Origin of the sequence: Methylorubrum rhodesianum, assembly GCF_014199985.1 — a bacterium.
GTDB lineage: Bacteria > Pseudomonadota > Alphaproteobacteria > Rhizobiales > Beijerinckiaceae > Methylobacterium > Methylobacterium rhodesianum.
In genome coordinates this window covers 54,019-78,062 of the sequence record NZ_JACHOS010000008.1, presented here as the reverse complement: position 1 = coordinate 78,062, position 24,044 = coordinate 54,019, and the positions used below count along the sequence as shown (strand labels likewise).

26 protein-coding genes are annotated in these 24,044 nt (G+C 68.9%); 8 read left to right on the top strand and 18 right to left on the bottom strand.

What is annotated here, in order from left to right; genetic code table 11:
• The first annotated feature begins 33 nt into the window (after positions 1-33).
• Complete coding sequence (locus HNR01_RS13140) at positions 34-1,008, top strand: HpcH/HpaI aldolase/citrate lyase family protein (RefSeq protein ID WP_017485218.1); 975 nt, start codon at positions 34-36, stop codon at positions 1,006-1,008.
• Between the two features lie 66 nt (positions 1,009-1,074).
• Here the strand turns inward: HNR01_RS13140 and HNR01_RS13135 are convergent, their stop codons facing one another.
• Entirely contained in the window at positions 1,075-1,638 is a 564-nt protein-coding gene (locus HNR01_RS13135; RefSeq protein ID WP_183668142.1) for a DUF1003 domain-containing protein, read from the bottom strand.
• A gap of 216 nt (positions 1,639-1,854) precedes the next feature.
• Between HNR01_RS13135 and HNR01_RS13130 the strand changes: the two genes are divergently transcribed.
• Positions 1,855-2,730 (top strand): dienelactone hydrolase family protein, encoded by an 876-nt coding sequence (locus tag HNR01_RS13130; RefSeq protein ID WP_153874634.1) that lies wholly within the window; start codon positions 1,855-1,857, stop codon positions 2,728-2,730.
• A gap of 38 nt (positions 2,731-2,768) precedes the next feature.
• On the opposite strand, the gene HNR01_RS13125 is transcribed toward HNR01_RS13130, so the two are convergent.
• Positions 2,769-3,146 carry a 4a-hydroxytetrahydrobiopterin dehydratase gene (locus HNR01_RS13125; RefSeq protein WP_017485221.1) on the bottom strand — a complete coding sequence of 126 codons (378 nt, stop codon included), beginning with the start codon at positions 3,144-3,146 and terminating at the stop codon, positions 2,769-2,771.
• Between the two features lie 223 nt (positions 3,147-3,369).
• Between HNR01_RS13125 and HNR01_RS13120 the strand changes: the two genes are divergently transcribed.
• From HNR01_RS13120 to xoxJ, 6 genes are all read left to right on the top strand, one after another.
• Positions 3,370-4,365, top strand: coding sequence for an ABC transporter substrate-binding protein (locus HNR01_RS13120; protein WP_026105634.1), 996 nt, complete (start codon positions 3,370-3,372; stop codon positions 4,363-4,365).
• Positions 4,366-4,404: 39 nt separating this feature from the next.
• The gene (locus HNR01_RS13115) at positions 4,405-5,139 is read left to right on the top strand and encodes an ABC transporter permease (protein WP_017485223.1); all 735 of its coding nucleotides are present in this window, start codon (positions 4,405-4,407) and stop codon (positions 5,137-5,139) included.
• Positions 5,120-5,908 (top strand): ABC transporter ATP-binding protein, encoded by a 789-nt coding sequence (locus tag HNR01_RS13110; RefSeq protein ID WP_183668014.1) that lies wholly within the window; start codon positions 5,120-5,122, stop codon positions 5,906-5,908. Before HNR01_RS13115 ends, HNR01_RS13110 begins: the two co-directional genes overlap by 20 nt.
• A gap of 692 nt (positions 5,909-6,600) precedes the next feature.
• A complete protein-coding gene (gene xoxF1, locus HNR01_RS13105) occupies positions 6,601-8,406 on the top strand; it encodes a lanthanide-dependent methanol dehydrogenase XoxF1 (RefSeq protein ID WP_026105635.1) in 1,806 nt (601 codons plus the stop codon).
• A gap of 194 nt (positions 8,407-8,600) precedes the next feature.
• Entirely contained in the window at positions 8,601-9,152 is a 552-nt protein-coding gene (gene xoxG / locus HNR01_RS13100; RefSeq protein WP_198580284.1) for a methanol metabolism c-type cytochrome XoxG, read from the top strand.
• A complete protein-coding gene (gene xoxJ, locus HNR01_RS13095; RefSeq protein ID WP_183668012.1) occupies positions 9,152-10,006 on the top strand; it encodes a rare earth element methanol dehydrogenase accessory protein XoxJ in 855 nt (284 codons plus the stop codon). Before xoxG ends, xoxJ begins: the two co-directional genes overlap by 1 nt.
• A gap of 60 nt (positions 10,007-10,066) precedes the next feature.
• On the opposite strand, the gene folK is transcribed toward xoxJ, so the two are convergent.
• The 16 genes from folK to HNR01_RS13015 all read right to left on the bottom strand — a co-directional run bounded on the left by folK (position 10,067) and on the right by HNR01_RS13015 (position 23,930).
• Positions 10,067-10,543, bottom strand: a complete 477-nt coding sequence (gene folK / locus HNR01_RS13090; RefSeq protein WP_183668011.1) for a 2-amino-4-hydroxy-6-hydroxymethyldihydropteridine diphosphokinase — start codon at positions 10,541-10,543, stop codon at positions 10,067-10,069.
• Complete coding sequence (gene folB, locus HNR01_RS13085; protein ID WP_183668010.1) at positions 10,540-10,932, bottom strand: dihydroneopterin aldolase; 393 nt, start codon at positions 10,930-10,932, stop codon at positions 10,540-10,542. The genes folK and folB overlap by 4 nt, the downstream gene beginning before the upstream one ends.
• Positions 10,925-11,791: a dihydropteroate synthase gene (folP, locus tag HNR01_RS13080; protein WP_153874630.1), complete on the bottom strand. Its 867-nt coding sequence runs from the start codon at positions 11,789-11,791 to the stop codon at positions 10,925-10,927. Before folP ends, folB begins: the two co-directional genes overlap by 8 nt.
• Before the next feature lie 97 nt (positions 11,792-11,888).
• Positions 11,889-12,254, bottom strand: a complete 366-nt coding sequence (locus HNR01_RS13075) for a hypothetical protein (protein WP_183668009.1) — start codon at positions 12,252-12,254, stop codon at positions 11,889-11,891.
• The gene (locus HNR01_RS13070) at positions 12,235-12,957 is read right to left on the bottom strand and encodes a hypothetical protein (protein WP_183668008.1); all 723 of its coding nucleotides are present in this window, start codon (positions 12,955-12,957) and stop codon (positions 12,235-12,237) included. The genes HNR01_RS13075 and HNR01_RS13070 overlap by 20 nt, the downstream gene beginning before the upstream one ends.
• Positions 12,954-14,108, bottom strand: coding sequence for a pyrroloquinoline quinone biosynthesis protein PqqE (gene pqqE / locus HNR01_RS13065; RefSeq protein ID WP_183668007.1), 1,155 nt, complete (start codon positions 14,106-14,108; stop codon positions 12,954-12,956). Before pqqE ends, HNR01_RS13070 begins: the two co-directional genes overlap by 4 nt.
• On the bottom strand, positions 14,105-15,208 hold the full coding sequence (gene pqqC / locus HNR01_RS13060; protein ID WP_017485233.1) for a pyrroloquinoline-quinone synthase PqqC: 1,104 nt from the start codon (positions 15,206-15,208) through the stop codon (positions 14,105-14,107). The genes pqqE and pqqC overlap by 4 nt, the downstream gene beginning before the upstream one ends.
• 177 nt (positions 15,209-15,385) lie before the next feature.
• Positions 15,386-16,285 carry a pyrroloquinoline quinone biosynthesis protein PqqB gene (gene pqqB, locus HNR01_RS13055; RefSeq protein WP_183668006.1) on the bottom strand — a complete coding sequence of 300 codons (900 nt, stop codon included), beginning with the start codon at positions 16,283-16,285 and terminating at the stop codon, positions 15,386-15,388.
• 47 nt (positions 16,286-16,332) lie between these two features.
• Positions 16,333-16,422 (bottom strand): pyrroloquinoline quinone precursor peptide PqqA, encoded by a 90-nt coding sequence (gene pqqA / locus HNR01_RS13050; protein ID WP_012317526.1) that lies wholly within the window; start codon positions 16,420-16,422, stop codon positions 16,333-16,335.
• Between the two features lie 235 nt (positions 16,423-16,657).
• Positions 16,658-17,365: a response regulator transcription factor gene (locus HNR01_RS13045; protein ID WP_017485235.1), complete on the bottom strand. Its 708-nt coding sequence runs from the start codon at positions 17,363-17,365 to the stop codon at positions 16,658-16,660.
• Positions 17,362-18,996 carry a sensor histidine kinase gene (locus HNR01_RS13040; protein ID WP_183668005.1) on the bottom strand — a complete coding sequence of 545 codons (1,635 nt, stop codon included), beginning with the start codon at positions 18,994-18,996 and terminating at the stop codon, positions 17,362-17,364. Before HNR01_RS13040 ends, HNR01_RS13045 begins: the two co-directional genes overlap by 4 nt.
• Before the next feature lie 106 nt (positions 18,997-19,102).
• Positions 19,103-19,309 (bottom strand): hypothetical protein, encoded by a 207-nt coding sequence (locus tag HNR01_RS13035; RefSeq protein WP_017485237.1) that lies wholly within the window; start codon positions 19,307-19,309, stop codon positions 19,103-19,105.
• A gap of 148 nt (positions 19,310-19,457) precedes the next feature.
• Complete coding sequence (locus HNR01_RS13030) at positions 19,458-20,255, bottom strand: formylmethanofuran dehydrogenase subunit C (protein ID WP_183668004.1); 798 nt, start codon at positions 20,253-20,255, stop codon at positions 19,458-19,460.
• Positions 20,252-21,187 (bottom strand): formylmethanofuran--tetrahydromethanopterin N-formyltransferase, encoded by a 936-nt coding sequence (gene fhcD, locus HNR01_RS13025; RefSeq protein WP_017485239.1) that lies wholly within the window; start codon positions 21,185-21,187, stop codon positions 20,252-20,254. Before fhcD ends, HNR01_RS13030 begins: the two co-directional genes overlap by 4 nt.
• A gap of 26 nt (positions 21,188-21,213) precedes the next feature.
• A complete protein-coding gene (locus tag HNR01_RS13020) occupies positions 21,214-22,860 on the bottom strand; it encodes a formylmethanofuran dehydrogenase subunit A (protein ID WP_183668003.1) in 1,647 nt (548 codons plus the stop codon).
• The gene (locus HNR01_RS13015) at positions 22,854-23,930 is read right to left on the bottom strand and encodes a molybdopterin-binding domain-containing protein (protein WP_183668002.1); all 1,077 of its coding nucleotides are present in this window, start codon (positions 23,928-23,930) and stop codon (positions 22,854-22,856) included. The genes HNR01_RS13020 and HNR01_RS13015 overlap by 7 nt, the downstream gene beginning before the upstream one ends.
• Positions 23,931-24,044 lie beyond the last annotated feature (114 nt).

The following is a 24,044-nucleotide window of genomic DNA, read 5'->3' as shown; positions in this document are numbered from 1 at the left end:
GACAAGACGGTCTCAAAGAACGGAGGACTCCCGATGAGCTTCACCCTGATCCAGCAGGCCACACCCCGCCTGCACCGCTCGGAACTCGCGGTTCCCGGCTCCAACCCGACCTTCATGGAGAAGTCGGCCGCCTCGAACGCCGACGTGATCTTCCTCGACCTCGAGGACGCGGTCGCGCCCGACGACAAGGAGAAGGCCCGCACCAACATCATCCAGGCCCTGAACGACCTGGATTGGGGCAACAAGACCATGATGATCCGCATCAACGGTCTCGACACCCACTACATGTACCGCGACGTCGTCGATATCGTGGAGGCCTGTCCGCGCCTCGACATGATCCTGATCCCCAAGGTCGGCGTGCCGGCCGACGTCTACGCCATCGACGTGCTGGTGACGCAGATCGAGCAGGCCAAGAAGCGCGAGAAGAAGATCGGCTTCGAGGTGCTGATCGAGACCGCGCTCGGCATGGCCAATGTCGAGGCGATCGCCACCTCCTCCAAGCGCCTTGAGGCGATGTCCTTCGGCGTGGCCGACTACGCCGCCTCGACGCGGGCCCGCTCCACCGTGATCGGCGGCGTGAATCCCGATTACTCGGTGCTCACCGACAAGGACGAGGCCGGCAACCGCCAGACCCATTGGCAGGACCCGTGGCTGTTCGCCCAGAACCGCATGCTGGTCGCCTGCCGCGCCTATGGGCTCCGGCCGATCGACGGTCCGTTCGGCGACTTCTCCGATCCGGACGGCTACAAGTCGGCGGCCCGCCGCTGCGCCGCGCTCGGCTTCGAGGGCAAGTGGGCGATCCACCCCTCGCAGATCGATCTGGCCAACGAGGTCTTCACCCCCTCCGAGGCCGAGGTCACCAAGGCCCGCCGCATCCTCGAGGCCATGGAAGAGGCCGCCAAGGCCGGCCGCGGCGCCGTCTCCCTCGACGGCCGCCTCATCGACATCGCCTCGATCCGGATGGCCGAGGCGCTGATCCAGAAGGCCGACGCGATGGGCGGGAAGTAAGCTTCCTCGCAAGCTGACGGGAGAGAGGCCGGGTTCGCCCGGCCTTTCTTTTTGGCGAGCCTGACCTCAGGCGCGGCCGTTCCGCTCGATCTCGTCGAGGACGGCATCGGGCGCCACATCCTGGCTGAGTTCGCCGACCTCGGGATCCGCCGGCGTCTCGATCCCCATCCGCTCCGTGATGGCCGATACCATCGTGACGAGCTTCGTCACCTCGTGCTCGGCCAGAAGGCTGATGTGAAGATCGAGATCGGCCCGCTTGTCGGCCGCCTCCGCCATGCGGTTCTGGCTGATCAGCACGAAGGTCGAGAGGAAGATCGCCTCGACGGAGGCCGAGGTGCCGAGGATCACGAAGGATGCGTCCCATTTCGGCAGGACCGGCAGCAGTCCCGTATTCACCAGGGTCCAGAAGCCGAACAGCACGACGTGCAGCGCAACGAACGTCATGCTGCCCGTGAACCGCGTGATCGCCTCCGCCACGCGATCCCGCAGGGAGGCGTCGTGCTCCGCCGCGTTCCGGCGTTCCTGCAGAGCCCGGATGTTGCGCAGAAGCGCGGGGGCCAGTCCGCCGGGTTGAGGAGGAGAGAAGGTTGCGCGCGCGGCGGAGCCGCTCCGCTCGTCTCGGACTGTCATCATCACAAGTCTCGGAAGGGGCCTGAGGGCGCAACCGGCGAGGACCCGGGCCTGATCCCGCACGGATGCGAAGTCGCCGGGGTTTCGGCTCGGGAGTGGATGTGGTGGGCACCGCCGCGGCGGAAGCGAACACGCGACCATCGCCGTCGGCGGATGCGCCCCTACTTCTGCCGCCGGGCTCCGGCCCGCTCGATGGTTTCACTCTTTGAGGCGCGCATGACCGCTTTCGACGCCGACCTTCGAAGCCTCGCGGCTCAGACGACCCTCTCGCGCCGCACCGTAATCGCCACGAGCCTCGCCAGCGGCTTCGCCCTCGCGGTGCAGCCGGTCGCGGCCCAGACCACCATCGCCACGGACACCGACGGGCTGACGGCCGGCGAGGTGAGGATCCCGACGCCGGACGGCGAGATCCCGGCCTACCGGGCGATGCCGGCCGAGGGCGGGCCCTTCCCGACGGTGCTGGTCATCCAGGAGATCTTCGGCGTGCACGAGCACATCAAGGATGTGTGCCGCCGCTTGGCCAAGCTCGGCACCTTCGCCCTGGCGCCCGAACTCTACGCCCGGCAGGGCGATGTCTCGAAGTTGGCGAACATCCAGCAGATCGTCAGCGAGGTCGTCTCCAAGGTGCCCGACGCGCAGGTGATGAGCGACCTCGACGCGGCGGTCGCCTTCGCCAAGGGGACGGGCAAGGCCGACACGGCCCGGCTCGGCATCACCGGCTTCTGCTGGGGCGGGCGCATCACTTGGCTCTACGCCGCGCACAATCCGAACGTGAAGGCGGGCGTCGCCTGGTACGGGCGCCTCGTCGGCGACGCCTCGGACCTGATGCCGAAGCATCCGGTCGACGTCGCCGCCGATCTCAAGGCGCCGGTGCTCGGCCTCTACGGCGGTGCCGATCAGGGCATCCCCGTCGCCACGATCGACCGGATGAAGGAGGCCTGCCGGGAGGCGGCCAAGACCTGCGCGTTCGTCGTCTATCCGGACGCGCCGCACGCCTTCCACGCCGATTACCGCCCGAGCTACCGCGCCGAGCCGGCGCAGGACGGATGGAAGCGGCTGCAGGAGTGGTTCCGTCAGCACGGCGTCGCCTGAGGCCGGGCTCGTGCGCCCCGGCCTGATCGGCGAACCGGCTACTTGTCGTACTTGATGTAGGCGAAGCGGGGATCGCTCGGCGTCCCCTCCAGGGCGCCGCCCTCGGTGCCGGGCTGCCAGGACACCACCTCCTCGATCTTCCGGGCGAGGGCGAAGTCCTTCTCGGTGATGCCCTTGGCGGCATGGTTCATGAGCCGCACCTCGACCCAGGCGTAGGAGGCGGTCAGGTCCGGGTGGTGCCACGCGGCCTCGGCCAGATGGCCGACCGTGTTGATCACCATCAGCGTGCTCTTCCAGGAGGCGGTCTTGTAGGTCCGGCGGATCCAGCCGTCCTCGAGCCGCCATGCCGGAAGCTCCTCCTTGAGCCGCCGCTCGACCGTCGCGTCGTCGAGGACGCCCTCGCGTGCCTGTGCCATCGTCACCTCCCTTGGAACCGGCGAACCTTGGAACCGGCGAAAACCTGCGTCCGGACGGGCGGCGGCGCAAGCCGGATCGGGAGCGTTCGGGCCCGCATGTCGCAGAGGAAACGCCGGGGCCGGCTGTGGACGGGGCGGAGCCGAGTCCCTATTAAAAAATTCAACAGAAACTTCCGCTTCCGAAGAGGCGGGACGGTCTGATCGATAATTCATGAGGACGCCCATGCTGTCACGGCGCGGAATGCTCGCGACGGCGGCCCTGTCGCTCGCGGCGGCGCTGCCGACGGTTCGCCGCGCGCGGGCGGCGGGCGAGACATTCCGGCTCGGCGTGCTGCCCTTCGGCACCGCCTCCTGGGAGGCCGCGGTGATCAAGGCGCGCGGCTTCGATACGGCCAACGGCTTCACCCTCGACATCGTCAAGCTCGCCGGCAACGACGCCGCCCGCATCGCCTTCCTCGGCGGTCAGGTGGACGCGATCGTCGGCGACCTGATCTTCGCCGCCCGGCTCGGCAACGAGGGACGCGGCGTGCGCTTCTCGCCCTACTCGACCACCGAGGGCGCGCTGATGGTGCCGGCCGGAAGTCCGATCACCGACCTGAAGGCGCTCTCGGGCAAGCGGCTCGGGGTGGCCGGCGGGGCGCTCGACAAGAACTGGATCCTGCTCAAGGCGCAGGCGCGCGAGATGGCGGGACTCGAACTCGACACCGCCGCGCAGATCGCCTACGGCGCGCCGCCGCTGCTGGCGCAGAAGCTGGAGAGCGGCGAGCTCGACGCGGCCCTGCTCTACTGGCAGTTCTGCGCGCGTCTCGAGGCCAAGGGCTTCAAGCGGCTGATCTCGGCCGACGACGTGATGCGGGCCTTCGGCGCCAAGGGGGCGGTCTCGCTGATCGGCTATCTCTACGAGGGCCAGACCGTGGCCGACCGGGGCGAGGTGGTGCGCGGGTTCGCCCGGGCCTCGGCCGCCGCCAAGGACGCGCTGGCGAACGAGCCGGCCCTGTGGGAGACGGTCCGCCCGCTCATGGCGGCGGAGGACGACGCCACCTTCTCGACCCTCAAGCGCGACTTCCTCGCCGGCATTCCGCGCCGGCCGATCGCCGCCGAGCGCGCGGACGGCGAGCGCATCTACGCCGCCCTGGACCGGTTCGGGGGGCCGCAGCTCCTCGGTGCCGGCAAGACGCTGCCGCCGGACCTCTATCTCGACGCCGCGGGCAATGGCTGACGATGCCGCGATGACGGCTTCGGTCCGCTGACGCTTCGCATGGCCCTGCTCGCGCGCCTCCTCTCCCTCGCTGTCCTGCTCGCCCTCTGGCAGGGCGTCTCGGTCTACGCCGACATACGGACCCTGCCGGCCCCGAGCGCGGTGCTCGCCTTCGTCCTGCGCGAGGCGGAAACGGGCAGTCTCCTCTTCAATGTCGGCGTCACCCTCGCCCGCGTCGCGGTCTCCTTCGTGATCGCCATGAGCCTCGGCGTGCTGCTCGGCATCGCCCTGGGGCGCTCGCGCCTTGCCGACCGGCTGCTCGACACGCCCCTCCTCGTGATCCTCAACACGCCGGCCCTCGTCATCACGGTGCTGGCCTATGTCTGGCTCGGGCTCACCGAGACCGCCGCCATCGTCGCGGTGGCGCTCAACAAGTTGCCCAATGTCGCGGTCATCATGCGCGAGGGCGCGCGCGGCCTCGATCCCGGCCTGGAGGAGATGGCCACGACCTACCGTTTCGACCGGCGCACCTGGATCGCCCACGTGCTGCTGCCGCAGCTCCAGCCCTTCATGGTGGCGGCGGCGCGCTCCGGCATCTCGCTCGCCTGGAAGATCGTGCTGGTGGTCGAGCTGCTCGGGCGCCCGAACGGGGTGGGTTTTGCCATCAACTACTACTTCACCCTCTTCGACGTCACCGCGGTGATCGGCTACAGCCTCGTCTTCATGAGCGTGATGCTCGCCATCGACGCCCTCCTGCTCCAGCCCCTCGACGCCCATGTCCGCCGCTGGCGCTGAGACCGGTCCCGCGGCGATCGGCGCCGAGCCCGCGCCGCTTCTGACGGTGCGTGTGGAGCGCAAGGTCTATCGCAGGCCCGGCCGCCGGGCGCGCACCGAGGCCGTCGAGGCGGTGCGCGGCCTCGCCTTCGAGCTGCATGCCGGCGAGATCACCTGCCTGATCGGACCTTCCGGCGCGGGCAAGACCACGACCCTGCGCATCCTGCTCGGCCTCGACCGCGATTTCGAGGGCAGCGTCAGCCCGGAACCGTCCCGGGCCGGGATCGCGATGGTGTTCCAGGATCCGCGGCTGCTGCCCTGGCGCACGATCGAGCAGAATGTCCGTCTCGGTCTGCCCCGTGCGCGCCGGGGGCGCGACCTCGACGATCTGTTCGAATCGCTCGGGCTCACCTCCTGGCGCGCGCACTATCCCGGCGCGCTATCGCTCGGGATGCAGCGCCGCGTGGCGCTGGCGCGGGCTTTGGCGTTGGAGCCGCGAATCCTCGTTCTCGACGAGCCCTTCGTCTCCCTCGACGACGCGGCGGCCGCGTCCCTGCGCGCACTGGTAGTCGGGGCAGTCGGCCGGACCGGTACGAGCGTCCTGATGGTCACGCACAACGTCGCCGAGGCCATCGAGATCGCGGACCGGCTCCTGCTGGTCTCGCCCCGGCCCGCCCACCTCCTGGCGAACATTCCCCTCGAGCGGTTACGCGCCGAGCGCGACCGGGCTTGGGCCGATACAACCCGTCGGAGCCTGGCCGCCCGCTTCCCCGCCATCGTTGCCCTGTGAAGCGCCGTCGCCGGCGGTCGATGCGGCCGCGGGCGGACGATGCGAGGCGACTCGCGCGAGGCCGATTGCCGATTCTTCCCGGGCATCGCCGCTGTCTCTTAAGGATAAGCGGAACGCTTCGATGCAAAATTTTCCCGTGGCCGGAGCGCCTGTCGGAGCCGTCCGCGCTGTCCGCCCGCACCGGTTCGGGCCGTGTCCGGTTTTGCGCTGCGGCAGCAAGTATCAGAGCGAAACCGAGCGATGGCAGGAATTAAAGTGCTATTTCTGCATGCGTGATGGGAAAATTTGGCCGGCCCATGCAGGCGGCGCATTCCGCCAGATGTTTGGGACCAATGACCCGCCAAAGAAAAAGCGAGATGTGTGCGCTGCATATTAAATGGTGCATTGCAAAAACAGCGTTTTATCAGAAAAATTCCATGATAAAGGCTGTGTCAGCTGCGACATTCCACGCGCGAAATCGAGTTGACGCCGCCGGAAATTTTCTTAGAGTTCGTTCAAGCTTCGGTTTGAGGGGGCCGCTCGGGGATGCGGAACCAGCCGTGTAAGTTGCCGGGAATGCAGGATTATCCTGCTCCCATGGCAACGATCGCGAGCTGCCGGAGCGAATACGATCCCTGTCGCAAACAGCAGGTCAATCCAGGGCAGGCAGCGGGCTGCTGTCCGCCGGCCGATAAGACCTGTCGGAGGAATCCATGAGAGCGGTACATCTTCTCGCCCTCGGTGCGGGTCTCGCTGCTGCGAGCCCGGCCCTGGCCAACGAAAGCGTCATGAAGGGCATCGCCAACCCGGCGGAGCAGGTTCTTCAGACCGTCGACTACGCCAACACCCGCTATTCCAAGCTCGACCAGATCAACGCCAACAACGTCAAGAACCTCCAGGTTGCCTGGACCTTCTCGACCGGCGTTCTGCGCGGCCACGAGGGCTCCCCGCTCGTCGTCGGCAACATCATGTACGTCCACACGCCCTTCCCGAACATCGTCTACGCGCTGGACCTCGACCAGGGCGCCAAGATCGTGTGGAAGTACGAGCCCAAGCAGGATCCGTCCGTGATCCCGGTGATGTGCTGTGACACGGTCAACCGTGGTCTGGCCTACGCCGACGGCGCCATCCTCCTGCACCAGGCCGACACCACGCTCGTGTCGCTCGACGCCAAGACCGGCAAGGTCAACTGGTCGGTCAAGAACGGCGACCCGTCCAAGGGTGAGACCAACACCGCCACCGTTCTCCCGGTGAAGGACAAGGTCATCGTCGGCATCTCCGGCGGCGAGTTCGGCGTGAACTGCCACGTCACCGCCTACGACCTGAAGTCGGGCAAGAAGGTGTGGCGCGGCCACTCCCAGGGCCCCGACGCCGACATGATCATGGACCCCGAGAAGACCACCTCGCTCGGCAAGCCGGTCGGCAAGGACTCCTCGCTGAAGACCTGGGAAGGCGATCAGTGGAAGACCGGCGGCGGCTGCACCTGGGGCTGGTTCTCCTACGATCCCAAGCTCGACCTCTTCTACTACGGCTCGGGCAACCCCTCGACCTGGAACCCGAAGCAGCGTCCGGGCGACAACAAGTGGTCCATGACGATCTGGGCGCGTAACCCGGACACCGGCATGGCCAAGTGGGTCTACCAGATGACCCCGCACGACGAGTGGGACTACGACGGCATCAACGAGATGATCCTCACGGATCAGAAGATCGACGGCAAGGAGCGCCCGCTCCTGACGCACTTCGACCGTAACGGCTTCGGCTACACGCTCGATCGCGCCACCGGCGAACTGCTCGTCGCCGAGAAGTACGATCCGGTCGTGAACTGGGCCACCAAGGTCGACATGGACAAGGGTTCCAAGACCTACGGCCGTCCGCTGGTCGTGTCGAAGTACTCGACCGAGCAGAACGGCGAGGACGTGAACTCGAAGGGCATCTGCCCGGCGGCGCTCGGTTCGAAGGACCAGCAGCCGGCGGCCTTCTCGCCCAAGACCAACCTGTTCTACGTGCCGACCAACCACGTCTGCATGGACTACGAGCCGTTCCGGGTGACCTACACCCCGGGCCAGCCCTATGTCGGTGCGACCCTCTCGATGTACCCGGCCCCCGGCTCGCACGGCGGCATGGGTAACTTCATCGCCTGGGACGGCGTGAACGGTAAGATCAAGTGGTCGAACCCCGAGCAGTTCTCGGCCTGGGGCGGCGCGCTGGCCACGGCCGGTGACGTGGTCTTCTACGGCACCCTCGAGGGCTACCTGAAGGCGGTCGACTCGAAGTCGGGTAAGGAACTCTACAAGTTCAAGACCCCGTCGGGCATCATCGGCAACGTGATGACCTACGAGCACAAGGGCAAGCAGTACGTGGGCGTCCTGTCGGGCGTCGGCGGCTGGGCCGGCATCGGCCTCGCGGCCGGCCTGACCGACCCGAACGCCGGTCTCGGCGCGGTGGGCGGCTACGCGGCCCTGTCGAGCTACACCAACCTCGGTGGTCAGCTGACGGTCTTCGCTCTGCCGAACAACTAAGTCGTCGCTTGCGACACTGAGCCTAAGGATGCCGGCGCGGGAAATCGCGCCGGCATCTTTATGATTTTATGATTATGCTGTAGGGCCTGCTGGTAGCCGCACGATCTACGTTGCGGTGCAACATGATGGTCTCGGGAGAAACGTCGTTGTCTTCGATAAAAAGAACCGCTGTTCTTGGTCTCGTCGGTGCGGCCCTGCTCGGAGCGGTTCCGACCGCGACCGCCGTCTTCGCACAGGACGCCAAGCCGGAACTCGCCAACAAGCTCGATCCGAACGCCAAGGAGATTGACGAGCCCGTGCTCAAGGCCGCCACGGCGGTGAAGGAAGAGGATGGCAAGTACCTCGACAAGGACGGCCACCCGACCTTCCACATCACCAACGACGGCAAGAAGGTCGATTGGTACACCTATTCCGGGTACCGCCGGTACCACGCCGAGTGCCACGTCTGCCACGGTCCGGACGGCATGGGTTCGACCTACGCTCCCGTCCTCAAGGACTCGCTGAAGCGTCTCTCCTACGAAGAGTTCTACGGCATCCTCGCCGGTGGACGTCAGAACCACACGGCGGGCAACGAGAGCGTCATGCCGGCCTTCGGCGACAACAAGAACGTCATGTGCTACGCCAACGACCTCTACGTGTACCTGCGCGCCCGCGCCGCCGGTGCCTGGGGCCGCGCCCGTCCGGGTGAGAAGGAAGAGAAGCCCGAGAGCGCCAAGACGGCCGAGAAGGAGTGCCTCGGCGGCTGATGACCCGCTCGAGCCCTCTCGTTTCGATCGCGGTCGCCGCGCTCCTGCTCTCCGCAGGGGCGCGGCCCGTCCAGGCGCAGCACCTGCCGGATCTGGTCACGCAGGATGTCCTGCGCGTCTGCAGCGATCCCGGCAACATGCCCTTCTCCGCGCGCAAGGGCGACGGCTTCGAGAACAAGATCGCGCAGATCGTCGCTGACGAGCTGAAGGTGAAGCTGCGCTACTACTGGCTCACCCAGGGACCCGGCTTCGTCCGCAACACCCTCGGGACCGGTCTATGCGACCTGATCATCGGCACATCGGGCGGCGAAGTCGTCCAGCCGACCAATCCCTATTACCGTTCGGCCTATGTCCTCGTGGCCCGCAAGGGCGAGCTGCCGGACATCAAGGCCCTCGACGACCCGCGGCTGAAGGATCGGCAGATCGGCATCATCGCTGGCACGCCCCCTTCCAACCGCTTGAGTGAGCTCAAGCTCGTCGGCGAGCGGATCCACGCCTACGCGCCTTACGCTTTCGGAGCCGAGCGCAAGCACCAGACGGTGGCGGCGGAAGTGATCGCCGATCTCGCCGAGAAGAAGATCGACGTGGCGATCCTCTGGGGCCCGGCCGCGGGCTGGCTGGCCAAGCAGAGCGGCGTAGCGATGGATGTGGTGCCGCTCCTCAACGAGTCGGCGCGGCCGCCCCTGACCTTCCGCGTCTCGATGGGCGTGCGCCAGAACGAGAACGACTGGAAGCGCAGCATCAACACCGTCCTGCGCAAACGCAAGGCCGATATCGAGAAGGTCTTGAGGGAATACGACGTGCCGCTGCTCGCCGAGGAGGAGAACAGGCCTCTCGGTCCGGCGGAGGAGTGATCCCGGACTTCACTGCCGAAGACCAGCCATCGAAGGCCCGAACCGCGGTTCGGGCCTCTTTCATTCGATCCGCTCGATCCCCGTCGCGTCGAGCTTGGCCAGGGCCTGCGCCACCGTCTCGCCGCCGATGACGAGGTCGGGTGCGATCTCGGCGAGCGGCACCAGCACGAAGGCGCGTTCGCGCACGAAACGGTGCGGCAGCACGAGGCGCTCGTCGGACACCTGCGCTCCCTCGTAGGCGAGCACGTCGATGTCGATCACCCGCGGTCCCCAGCGTCGCTCGCGGACACGCCCGAGCGCCGCCTCGACCGACAGGCAGACTTCCAGCAGCCCGTGCGGCGTCAGATCGGTGTCGATGGCCACCGCCGCGTTGAGGAACCAGTCCTGGTCGGTGTCGCCCCAGGGCGGGGTCCGGTAATCGCCGGAGCGCGCCGCGACCCGGATGCCGGGCGTCGCCACGAGGTGCTCGACGGCCTCGGCCAGTCTCGCGGTCTTGTCGCCGATATTGCTGCCGAGCCCGAGATAGGCGCGCGTCATCTCTTCTCCGTCGGCGAGATCCGGTCCGCGCGGCCGCGCACGATCTCGATGGCCGCGTAGTCGAGCACGGCCGGGATCGGCGCGCTCGGCTTGTCGATCCGCACCGCGATCGTTTCGATGCGGGGGAAGCGGGCGAGGCAGGTCCCGGCGATCGCCTCGGCCAAGGCTTCGATCAGGGAGAAGCGCCGGTTGGTGGCGATGTCGAGGGCGATCTCGGCCAGATCGGCGTAGCTCACGGTGGCGGCGACGTCGTCGCTGCGCCCGGCCTGCGACAGGTCGAGGCGGCATTCGAGCGAGATGTAGAAGCGCTGGCCGAGCCGCTCCTCCTCCGGCAGCACGCCGTGACGGGCGAAGACCGCGAGGCGGTGGACGAGGATGCGATCAGTCATGAACGGCCCCGGCGGCCGGATCCGGACGCATCACGGCGTCGAGCACCCGCAGGGCCTCCACATGCGGCGCCACATCGTGGACGCGCACGATGTCGGCGCCGAGCGAGCCGGCGAGCACGTGCGCGGCGAGCGAGCCGACGAGGCGGTCGCGCGGCGCCGTCTCCCGGTCGTGCAGGCGCCCGAGCAGGCTCTTGCGCGAGACGCCGACGAGGAGGGGGAAGCCGAGCGCCCGGATCTCGGGGAGCCGGCGCAGGGCCTCGAGATGCTGCGCCCAGCTCTTGCCGAAACCGATGCCGGGATCGAGCACGATGTCGCCGTCCGGGATACCGGCGCGGCGGGCGATGTCGAGCGAGCGCTCGAAGAAGCGCAGCATGTCGGCGACGATGTCGAGCGCGCCGTCGATCGTCTCGCGATTGTGCATGACGATGACGGGGGCGCCGTGCTCGGCGGCGACCCGGGCGATGTCCGGCTCGCGCTGCAGGCCCCAGACGTCGTTGACGATGGTGGCACCCGCCTTCAGCGCGGCGTCGGCCGTGGAGGCCTTGTAGGTGTCGATCGAGATCGGGCGCGACAGGCCGGGCGCCACCGCCTCGATCACGGGCAGGACGCGAGCCTGCTCCTCTGCGGCCGGCACCGGCGTGTGGCCGGGCCGGGTCGACTCGCCGCCGATATCGAGGATGTCGGCGCCGGCCTGCGTCAGCGCCGTGGCCTGCGCCCGCGCCGCCTCGACGCCCTCGAAGCGGCCGCCGTCCGAGAACGAGTCCGGCGTGACGTTGAGGATGCCCATCACCAGCGTGCGCCGGCCGAGCTCGGGCAGCAGGGTTTGCAGGCGCGTCGGCGGGGAGGCGGAGGGCGGCATCGGGTGTCGTCGGTTCGTCGGGGACAGGCCTGCCGGCCTAGCCCCTCGCATTCCGTTTAGCCAGATCCCTCGCGCCCTTTCGCGGAGCTGCGGTCGCTCAGGAGGCCCCGCGATAGCAGCGGATCTCCGCCTCGGCCTGGGCCCGGCGCAGGTCGGCGACCTTGTCGTCGAACATCTTGGTCGACTTGAACGCGGTGGTGCGCTGGCCGATGCCCTGGCGCATCGAGAGGATGGTGCTCGCCTGCACGTACTTGTCGTAGGGCAGGATCGAGGCGAGGGCGTCGAGGGAGCAGGAGCACTTCTCCAGCGCCTCGCGGGTCTGGCCGTTGGCGGCCATGCAGCCGAACACGTAATCGGCCCGCGCATCGGTCGGATAATCGTTCTCGTCGGCGCGCGCGGGCGCGGCGACGAGGGCCGCCGCCAGCGCCGCGGCGAGCGCGACCTCAGGAGTCCTTCTGGTCATAATCGAGCCTCTCTTCGAGGAGTTCGCCGCCGTCGGGCTTCAGCGTCCGCGCCTCGAGGGAGACGATCTCGCCCGGGACCTCCGGCGCGACGATGAAGGTGTAGGTGGTGGTGTCGAAGCCGCGCATCCGCTCGGTCTGCGCGTCCCCTTCGAAAGGCTTCATCTCGACGCGCCAGCCCTCGACCTTGCGGCCCTTGAAATCGACCTGGACCGGGGTGACCGTCGCCTTCTCGCGCAGGCCCTTGCGGATCGCGTTCTTGATGTAGCGCGGATTGGCCTCGAGCAGGCCGGCGAGACCCTTCAGATGGTTCTCCAGGAACAGGCTCAAGACGGGATTGCCAGCCATGTCCGTGAACGGACCCGCCGGGACGCGGTTGCCGCCGGAGAACATCTGCACGCGGATGTCGCGGCTCTCGGCGCTCTTGCCGGGTTCGATCGTGAGCTTGATCGCGTCGTTGAGCGGCGGGCCGTAGGGACCTTTCACGATCCCGCTGCGGCGCAGGTAGTCGTAGGACAGCGTGCTGCCGGGCGTCGTGTTCTTCATCTGCGGCTGCTCGAAGAGCAGGGCGCCGGCATTCGGCGCTTTGGCCGTGTCCTTGGTCGCCGCCGCATTGTCCGAGGCCGCCCAGGCGAAGGGCGTGGTCGCGAGAAGCGTCGTCGAGAGAGCCGCCGCGAGGGTGGCTGCCAGGATAGTCCGTCTCAAAGGGGTGCCTTTTCGCTCAGGGGGTTTTGCACATTCGTCCCGATGCTGCGGTATATATAATCGGGTGGGTTCTCGGCAGCCTCTTCCTTGGCAAGATCCCGCATTTTCGCGTGAAGCGGCGAGAGCGAGCAGGCCGGATCGGTGTTGGCGGCATCGCCGGTGAGCGCCAGCGCCTGGCAGCGGCAGCCGCCCCAATCCTTCTCGCGCCGGTCGCAGGAGCGGCAGGGCTCCTTCATCCACGACGTGCCGCGATAGGCGGCGAAGGCGGGCGACTTCGTCCAGATGTCGCCGAGCGAGTGGTCGCCGACATACCAGAATTCGAGGCCGGGAATCGTCTCGGCGGCGTGGCAGGGCAGCACCTTGCCCTGCGGCGTCACGTTCATCAGTTTGCGGCCCCAGCCGCCGGCGCAGGCCTTCGGGTACTTGGCGTAGTAGTCCGGCACCACGAGGTCGATGACGAGCTGACCCTTGAGGCGCTCGCGGGCGGCCTCGACGATGCGGATCGACTCGTCGACCTGGGCCTTGTCCGGCATCAGGGCGGCGCGGTTGACGTAGGCCCAGCCGTAATACTGGGTGTGGGCCACCTCGAGCCGCTTGGCGCCGAGCTTGACCGCGAGATCGATGAAGCCCGGCACCTCGTGGATGTTGCCGCGGTGGATCACCGAATTCAGCGTCAGCGGCAGGCCGAGTTCGGTGACGCGGGCGGCGAACTGCATTTTCTGAGGTTGCGCGTTCTTGAGGCCGCCGATCTTCTCGGCGCTCTGCGCGTCGACGCCCTGCACCGAGAGCTGCACGTGGTCGAGCCCGGCATCGTAGAGAGCGTCGAGCTTGGCCAGCGCACCGCCGACGCCGGAGGTGATCAGGTTCGAGTAGAGGCCGAGTTCGGCGCATTTGGCCGTGATCTCGACGATGTCGTTGCGGGCGGTCGGCTCACCGCCCGAGAGGTGGACGTGCAGCACGCCGAGCCCCGCCGCCTCCGTCAGCACCCGCAGCCAGGTCTGTGTGTCGAGCTCGGCCGAGCGCCGGTCGAGCTCCAGCGGATTCGAGCAGTAGGGACAGCGCAGCGGGCAGCGGTGGGTCAGCTCGGCGAGCAGACCCACGGGCGCCGGAATCACGTCCGCGGGAGAGGGGGCGGGGGTCGGTGCATTCATCGCTCCAGAACCCTTTTCTGTGCGAGACCGGCCAGCATCGGGAGGATGTCGGCCTCGATGACGGCCGGGTCGGCATCGTAGGTCTGGCCCAGGGTGTGGGCGATCTGCGAGACCGTGTTCTGGCCGTCGACGAGCTTGAGGACCGCGACGGCGTTGTCGTCGAGATCGAAGGTGCGCTCGGGCGCGAGCAGCACGTGCTTGTTGCGGACCTCGTCGAAGCGCAGGCGCACGCCGCGGGGCAGGCGCGGCACGTCGCTGCCCGAGAAGGCCGCGGGCTGGGCCGTCGGTGTCGCGGCGGGGCCAGGCTCGGCGGGGGCGTTCTCGGTGACGAGGCCCTCGCCCGGCTGCCACGCATCCGGCGGCACCATGCCGGGGGAGACGTAGGCGAAGTAGAGCGCATCGAGCTGCGTCCAGAGCACGTTGCACTTGAAGGTCAACGCGTCCATGGCCGCCCGCTGCATCTCGGGCGTGGTGGCGTGCCGCTTGACGTAGTCGAGGGCGAAATCGGCGTCGCGCGGGGCCTGGGTCAGCCGCTTGTCGAAATAGGCCAGCGTCTCCTTGGTGATGAAGTCGTAGTTCTTCAGCATCCCGGCGACGCGCTCGGAGATGATCGTCGGCGAGAACATCTCGGTGAGCGAGGAGGCGATCGCCTCGAGCAGGCTCCGCTCGGAAACGAAGTGGACGTAGGCATCGACCGAGAAGCGGGTCGCCGACAGGATGCCCTGGGTGGAGAGCACGTAGTCGCGCGCGAAGCCGACGCCCTCGGCGAGCTTGAGCCAGCGCTCGATGCCGCCGTCGCCCTCATGGTCGCCGTCGTGGTCGACGATCCGCTGGCGCCAGATCCGGCGCAGCTGCGCATCCGGCAGGCGGGCCAGCAGCGCGGCGTCCTTCACCGGGATCATCGCTTGGTAATAGTAGCGGTTGAGCGCCCAGGCGCGAACCTGATCCTTCGAGAGCTTGCCGTCGTGCAGCAGCCGGTGGAAGGGGTGGAGGTTGTGGTAGCGCCGGGCGCCGATATCGCGCAGCGCCGCCTCGAGCTCCTCGTGGCTCAGCAGGCGCTGGCCGGCTTCCGGGACGGGCGGCGGGAATTGGGCGGTCATGGCGTTCGGTCTCCCCGGCTTCGAGTCGCGTTTCCGATGAGGCTCGTTCGAGCTTTTCTAAATGGACCCCCGCACCGGCCTGGGCAGGGCGAACACCGCGCGATTGTATCGTGCAAAACATATTCAGCCCGGCACTAAATTTCCAGGCCGGACCCTTCGCGCGGTTCCCGTGTCCGATCAGAGATCGAGGGTCAGGCCGTCATGGGCCACGGTCCAACCGCGCGCCTCGACACCGGCGCGCTCGGGCGAGTCCTCGACTAGGATCGGGTTGGTGTTGTTGATATGGATCAAAACCCGCCGGCCGATCTCGACATCGGCGAAGGAGGCGATGGAGCCGGTCTCGCCGTTGATCTGGATATGGCCCATGCGCCAGCCGGTCTTGGTGCCGACGCCGGCGCGGATCATGTCGTCGTCCTCCAGCACCGTGCCGTCGAACAGGAGCGCGTCCGCACCCGTTACGCGGGCCTTCAACTCCTCGGTCACCCGGGCGCAGCCGGGGATGTAGGCGAGGCGCTTGCCCCCGGCCTCGATCATCGTGCCGACGGTGGTCTCGGTCTCGGCCCCGATCTCCATCGAGGCGTCCTCGAGCCAGAGCGGCACCTTGCCGGGCACGGAGAACAGCGTCACCGAGAGGCCGGGCACCGGCTCGAAGGTCTCGTCGAGAGCGATCGTCCGGCGCTTCACGACGTCTGCGGCCATCACGTCGAAGACGCGATTGTCGGAGACGGAGGCCAGGATGCCGGGCGTGGCGTAGAGCGTGAAGGGCTGGCCCTCGCGCAGGGTCAGCAGGCCCGCGACGTGATCGACGTCGCCGTTGGTCAGCAGCACCGCGTGGATCGGCGAGTGGCGCAGACCCTCCCGCGGATGCATCTGCGGATTGGCCTGGATCTGCTGGCGGATGTCGGGGGAGGCGTTGAGCAGGAGCCAGCGTTCCCCGTCCGGGGAGACCGCGATGCTCGACTGCGTGCGTGGTTTGACCCGGGGATCACCGGCCCAGGCCAGGGAACAGATGGAGCAGCGGCAGTTCCACTGGGGAACGCCGCCGCCCGCCGCCGAGCCCAGGATCACGACATGCATGGTGAGAACCCGCTGATGCCCGCAACCCCGACCCGGCTCAGATCACCTTAGTTGAAGGTGTCGATCTCGGCCGACTCGTAGCTCGTGACTTCCATGCCGACGCAGATCTCGGAAACGATGGGGGCGGCCCACTTCATGGTGTCTCTCCTCGACTTTATGGAACGCCCGAACCCCCCGATCCCGCTTGATTAAGAGGATCGTAAGATACTGGCGACGCACTCGTTTTCGCACGCCGGAGGTATATCGCCAATTCCGGTCGCGCCTGCAAGAGCCAGCTTGCCGTTTCTTCCCAAGTTCGAGCCAAGTTCGCGTGAGCCGGACGGTCAGACTTTCGGCGGAAGCCGGGTTGCCGGAGCGAAAAGCCGCGGGATGTCAGTGGCGGAAATCCTGGCCCCGCAGGTCGAGCATGAAGCCCTTGCCGCGCACCGTGACGATGACCGGCCCGCCCAGCCGCACGAAGTCCGAGAGCTTCGAGCGCAGGTAGCCGACATAGACGTCGACCACGTTCAGGGAGAGGCCGCCCTGGCCGGCCCAGAGGCGGTCGAAGATCTCGCCGCGGGAGATCGGCCGGTTCACCTCCTGCATCAGCAGGGCGAGCAGCTCCGCCTCCCGCGGGGTGAGGCGGGCCGAGGCCTCGCCGAAACTGACCTGGCGGATGTTGACGTCGAGCGTCAGACGGCCGGCGGTGAAGACGGTGCGCGGCGTATCGGCCTCGCGGCGGCGCAGCAGGTGGACCTGGAGCCGGGCCAGCAGCTCGTCGAACACGAACGGCTTGACGATGTAGTCGTCGGCGCCGAGCGCGAGGCCCTCGGCCCGGTCGCGCACCTCGTCGCGGGCGCTCAGGAAAAGGATCGCGCCAGGATAGCCGCCCTCGCGCAAGGATCGGCAGACGTCGTGGCCGGAGCCGTCGGGCAGGGTGATGTCGAGCACCACCGCCTCCGGCGCGTCGTCGCGGGCGGCGCTGAGCGCGTCCTCGACCCGGCCGGCGACGCCGACGGAGAATCCTTCCGCTTCCAGGCCGCGAGCCAGGATGCCGCGGATGTCGATATCGTCCTCAACGATCAATACGCGCGTCGTCATGCGGCGCCGATCCTCTCGTGTCCTGCCCCGGTCTGCTCCGATCCGACGCCTTCGTCGAGCGCGGGCAGGTCGAGGACCACCCGCGCGCCGCCATGCTCGGACTTGCCGAGACCGATCACGCCATCATGGCGTTCAACGACCCATCGCGCCAGAGCCAAGCCGATGCCGAAGCCCGCCTCGCCGGACCGGGCTTCGCGGCGGAAGCGCTCGAACAGGCCGTCGGCGTCCTCGGGAAAGCCGGGACCGTCGTCGTCGATCGTGATGCGGGCCCGATGCCCCTGGGCGGTCTCCCGCCCGCTCAGACCGACGGTGATGCGGCTCAGCCCGGTGGCGTGGCGCAGGGCGTTGTCGATCAGGCTCTCGACGACCTGGCGCAGCCATTCCGGATCGGCGCTGATCTCGATGTCGCGGTCGCCGGGCTCCAGCACGAGCTCGACCCGGCGTCGGGCGGCCTCGGAGCCGGCGCTGTCGACGGCATCGCCGAGCACCGCCACCGCGCTCACGCTGCGCCGGTCGAGTTCGATCTGTCCCGATTCCGAGCGGGCGACGCGCAGGAGATCCTCCACTCGCCGCTTGAGGCGCTGGGCGCGCTTGCGGATGGTGGCGAAGACGGGCCCGTGATCGACGGGCCGCCCGGCGGCGCGCTCGGCCGTCCGCTGGGCGAGATCGCACTCGCCGAGAATCACGGTGAGCGGCGTGCGCAGTTCGTGGCTGACATCCGCGAAGAAGCGGCGCCGGGAGCGGTCCACCATCTCCAGCCGGGCGTTGGCCGCGCGCAGGTCGGCGGTGCGGGCCTCCACCGTGTCCTCCAGGGCGGCGCGGTCGGCGGCGAGCCGTCCCTCGCGGCGGGCGAGCCGGGCGGCCATGCGATTGAAGTTCGCCACGAGAAGCCCGAGTTCGTCGCGGGTCTCGACCGAGAGCCGCGTGTCGAGCGCGCCGCTGCCGACGGCGCCGGCCGCCCGGCGGATCTCCTCGATCCGCGCCAGGGTCGGCCGGGTGACCGAGCGGTAGAGAACCCCGACGAAGGCGAGCGCCAGCACCGCTGCCGCGAGGGCGGCGGCGGTCAGCCGGTGCGACAGGGTCGCGGCGGCCTCCGAACCCGCATTCATGCTGCGCCGCTCGGCCTCGACCAGCAGCGAGAGCGGCGGCCCGGTCATCGCACCGAAGGCGTTGAGGGCGCCCTGCATCGAGGTCTTGCGCCGATCGGGATCGCTCTCCCGCCGTACCAGCGTGACCTGCCGATCGAGCATCGCCCGGGCCGCGCGCACATTGGCGAGCGGCCGGGTCCGCGCGACGTACTGGATCCGGTCCTCGAGGTTGGTACTGGTCGCCATGCCGGCGCCGAGGGCGTCGTCGACCCGGTTGAGCGCCTCGTCGACCCGGTCGCGGGTCACCGACAGGGCCTCGGGCGGCGCGTCCGGGTTGCCGATGCTCTCGATGGCGGCGAATCCGTACTGCGCCAGCCGCCCGGAGAGTTCGGCGAGAAGCTCCAACCGGTGCTGGGCGGCGAGCGTGCGGTCGATGACGTTCTCGGTCAGCCGGATCGACCACAGCACGCCCGCCGCCGCCAGCAGCGCGAGCAGCGCCGTGCCGCCGAGCAGCAGGGCGAACCGGACTTTCAGCGAACGCATGGTCTCCCTCTCCGCCGCGGCGGCGGCCGGACCATGTCACCGCCGGGGCGGGGCCTCAAGTCGGCTCGCATTGCCGGCTTGTCCCGGCCGGCGTGTCCCGGTCGGCCTACAGGTCGTTCGGCAGGCTGCCCTTGGGCGCGCAGCGCCAGCTCTTGACGTGATAATCCGGATGCTCCTCCTGCCACGCCGCCAGCGTGCTCTGCGAATTGCGCAGGCACAGAAACGGGTTCGGACTGTCGTAGGTCAGGTTGATCCGCTCGTCGTGGCACTTCGCCGGCTGGGCGATCAGGCAGACGGACAGGAGCAGGAACATGCGCGCGGCCTCGGATCGGAGGAGGGCGCGGGCGGCACGACCGGATCGGTGCCCCGCGCCTCGGTCCGAGGCAAGGTGGGAGAATCCGGCAGGCCGGCAAGTCATTTTTCTGCGACTTGCCGACGGCGTTCGGAAAAATCGTGCCGGATCAGGCCGGCACGAACAGTTCGCCCTTGCCGAGCGTCGCGAGGTCGCCCGAGTAGCGCCGCAGCGTGCCGCCGAGCAGGTCGGCCTGGGCCGCGCCGAGGCGCTTGAGGCTCTGGGCGAGCAGACGGACGAAGACGAGGTCCGGCGTGCCGGTCTCGACGAAAGTCGGCAGCAGCGCGCCGTGGCCTCCGGCGATCAGGGTGCCGCGGCGCATGCCGTAGCCCGGATGGTCGCCGAGCGCACCGGACACGACGATGGTGCCGGCGATCATGCGCGAGCCGGCGTGGGCGCCGGCCGAGCCCGCCAGGATCATACCCTTGCGCATGCGGTCGCCGAGACTGTCGCCGGCCGCGCCCTTGATGATCAGCGTCGCGCCGTCGAGCCCGGCCTTAGCGGCGTAGACCGCGCCGCCCGCATGGTCGCCGGCATCGCCCTCGACGGTGATGGTGCCGCCGGTGGCGCCGGTGGCGGCATAGGGGCCGGCCGAGCCCGTCACGGTGAGCGTGCCCGCCGCCATGCCTTCGCCGAGGCGCTGGCCGACATCGCCCTCGACGCGGATCGACCCCTGCGAGAGCGCCGCGCCCACCCGGTCGAGCCGGGACGAGCCGCCCTCGATCACGAGGCTGTCGGAGCCGTCGAGCTTGATCTCGAACGCGTCGCCGAGGGTCAGGCCGCGGCGGCTGGTGCCGATGGCGAGCCGGCCCGCCTCGGCCTCGGACAAGCCGCTCAGGGCGAGCGGGGTGATGTTGAGAAGGTCGACCCGCTCCGGCAGATCACCGCGCAGTCTCAGCGTGCTCATGCCGCGGGTTTCTCCAACAGGTCGCGCAGGTGGTAGTGGTGCCGGCCGAGATTGCCGCCGTAATTGCCGGCGGTGACCGCCACCAGGCCGTACTTCGCGCCGATCTCGGTGGCGGCGTGCAGCGCCGCGCGCATCGACTCGGCGACGGCTTGCGACGTCAGCGCGTCGATCACGATCTCCAGCACCACGCCGCATTCGGGCGGCAGCGCCGAGCCGGCCCGGCCTTTCAGCGTCGGGCAGTAAGCGTCGTTGGTGGAGGCCATCATGCCCTTGGTGCGGCCGCCGACCTTCGAGCCGGAGCGGACGATGCCTCCGGGAAAGGGCAGGATCGCGCCGGGGATCGCCTTGGCCGCCTCGACGGCGATCTCGGCGACGATCAGCGTGTCGGCGTGCTTGCGGCCGAGGAACAGCAGGTTGCCGCCGCCGACCGCGCCGTCGACCGCCCGGGTCGAATCCTCGCACAGGAACTCGCCGTCCATGACCGGGATGCGCCAGTAGCGGCGCATCTTGCCCTGCGCGTCCGGCAGGCGCTTGGCGACGGCGAAGCCGTCACCGAAGTAACGGATCGCGCCGCCGAGCTTGATCTTGGTCGGTCCCTCGACGCCGGCGTAGCAGGCCGTGCCGGGGCAGGTGAGGATGCACTGGCCGACCCGCTTGAGCAGCTGATCCTTCAGCCCGTTCGGCTCGAAGCCGAACAGCAGGATGCGCACGCCGGGGCGTCCGTCCGGCGTCTCGTCGGGCGACAGCTCGGCGTCGATGCCGGCCTCGGCGCCGCAGCCGATCACCGAGGTGGCGAAGCCCGTCATCACCGTCGCCGCGATCATCGCCCATTTCGGCGTGTCGTTGGTGACGATGATCGCGGTGCCCGCGACGTCGAAGGCTTCGGCGAAGGTGTCCTCGACCTTGATGCCGTTGAGGATGAGGTCGCTCATCGATTTCGTCCCATCACCCTCGCCCATCACGCCCGACAGGCCACGTCTTCGAACGTCCCGGTATTCTCCGGGAACGCGGCGTCCGGCACCGCGAAGGTGTCGAGTCCGGCGCCGAAGCGGTCCTGCAGGTAGCTCTCGGCACGCTTCTCCATGCCGGCATCGGCCTCGACATCGAGCGACAGCGTCTTGCCCGAGAACCACGCGACGACCTCGCCGTCCTCGACGATCGGCTGGCCGTCCTTGAGCACCAGCTTGGCGCGGGAGAACATCGCCGTGCGGTCCCGCTCGTCGCGGTAGATCGCGACGTCGGCCTTGGCGCCCTCGCGCAGGTGGCCGCGATCGGTCAGGCCCAGAAGCTTGGCCGGGCCGGAGCGGGTGAGCTGGGCGATCTCGCTGAATGTGTACTCGCGCTCGATCTTCGGCAGCCCGGAGCGCTCGCCGACGACCGCCGGCAGCGACGCGATCTCCTTCGCCCGCTCCTCGGCATCCATCAGCAGGTGGATGATGCGCGGATACTCGGTGAAGACGCCGCCATTGGGGTGGTCGGTCGTCAGGATGGTGCGCTCGGGATTGGACGAGAGCAGCATCAGCTCCAGGCCGATCGCCCATTGCAGCGACGAGACCGGGCCCCGCGGCCGGTAGAGGAACGGCACCACGCCGCCGCCCTCGGCATCGCCCGCCGAGAGCACCCACTTCTTCGGCTTGGCCCCTTTCCGGCCGCCGAACTGGCGCAGGATGTCCAGCGAGATCGTCACCGTCTGGCCGAACACCACCTGACCCACGTCGTAGGTCGCGTTGGGGTGAGCCTCCATCGCCGCGTTGATCCGCTCGGCCGCCGAGCGGAAGCCGCCCGTCATCGGGTTCTCGGGATCGACCACGCCGTAGGCGTAGAACTGGGCGTGGGCGAAGTGGATGCGCCGCCCCTCCGCCGCTTCCAGCGTCGCGACGAGCGAGTCGTCGGCGCCGGGGAGCCCCAGATTGTTGCAGTGGACGTGCAGCGGGTGCGGCACGCCGATCTCCTCGACCGCGTCGAGCAGCGCCGACATGATCTTGCGGGTCGAGAGGCCGTAGCAGGGGATCTCGTCGTCGAGACTGAGCTTCAGCACGCCGTCCTTGAAGGCGGAGGCGCCGCCCGCATTGATGCACTTGACGCCCAAGCCTCGCGAATGGGCCAGCGTCTGCTGCACGAGATCGCGCACGGCTTGGCGGCCCTCGCCGTCGCGCAGGAGCTGGAGCAGGTGGTCGTCGTTGCCGAGCACGGCGAGGCCGCCGCGGTCGAGCAGCGGGATGTCGGCGAGTTCGAGATGGGTGGCGAGCGCGTTCGAGGGCGGCAGCGCCGGCTCGACGGCGGTGGTGTAGCCCATCCGCGCGTAGTTGGCGCCGATCCAGCTGCCCGAGCCGCCGTCATGGGCGAAGGGATGGCCGTTGGGCGCGGATTCGCTGACGTAGAGGTCGGGCAGGAGCAGGCGGCTCATCACCACGTTGCCGCCGGCGATGTGCGAGTGGACCTCGACGCCGCCGGCCATCACCACGCAGCCGGTGGCGTCGATGGTGCGGTCGGGTTTGCGCTCGGAGGGGGCGACGACGCGACCGTCCTCGATCCAGACGTCGCCGACGGCATCGCGCCCGGCCGTGGGATCGATCACCCGTCCGCCGTGGATGCGGGTCAGCATGAGACACCCTTCTCGATGAGGCGGTCGCGGATGCGGGCGAGCACGCCGGCGGCGGTCTGCGCGTCCGTGGCGGCCTTCGGTTCCGTGTACGCGATGACGCCGCGCCGCTCGTTCCACAGCGCGCCGCCGACGCTCTGGCCGGGCACGCCCACGGTGATGACGATCTCCGCCGTCTCGCCCGCAGCCTCGGGCGAGCCCTCGCCGACGATGGCCACCGTCGGCAGGCGGCCGAGCCAGTCCGGGCGTGGGGCCGGGAGGGAGGCGAGCCACAGGGCGGCATCCGCCTCTCCGGAGGCGATCTGGCGGGCGCTGTCGAAGCGCCAGGGATCGTGTTCCGGCTGATACCGGCCGAAGCCGACGCGGGGCGCCTGACCGGTGGTCCAGGCGGAGAGCTGTACGGCGGCGCGGCCCTGGAACGGATCGGCCAGCGCGAGCGCGAAGAATCGGGTGGACTCGTTGAGATCGCGGATCAGGCCCTGGAGCATCTCCACGCCGCGTTCGCCGACCTCCTCCGGGTCGTAGACGACGACGCCGTACTGGGCGGCGAACAGGCGGCGGGCGAGATCGGCGTAGGCCGCCTCACCGGCCAGATGGCCCTTGGCGAAGGCGCGCAGATGTCCGAGCGAGACGGCGAGTCCGCCGGCCTCCGCCGCGTAGGCGACGTGGCGCGTCGCGCCGTTCTGCGGGCCGCCGAGGGAGAGCAGGCTGCGCTCGGCCCCGGCGGCGCGTCCGCGGCTCGGCGTTGCGGCGGCGATCTCGGGGATCAGGTCGCCGTCCCAGGGACGGTTGCCGAGGATGAGCACCACGTCCGCCCGGCCGACCGTCTCGGCGCGCGTCGTGGTCATGGCGCCGCCGACGCTCAATGCGCCGAGTTCGGCGTAGAGGCTCGGACCGGAGACGGGATCGAGCGAGGCGCCGAGCGTCTCGGCCAGCCTATAGGCGGCGCGCAACGCGGAGACTTCGGCGCTCAGCCCCGCCAGCACCGGCACGCGCGATGCGGCCAGCAGGTCGACAGCGGCTTCGACCGCCGCGTCCACATCCGCCGCGCCTCCCTTCACCCAGGCTGCCATGCTTCCTCACCGTCGTTTCTTCGGGCATCCCCGCGTCGAGGCGGGGCGAAAGACGGTCATGTCCGAAGGGTGTCGGAACGATACCCCTGGTGGAGCCTCGGGCGTCTCGAAATC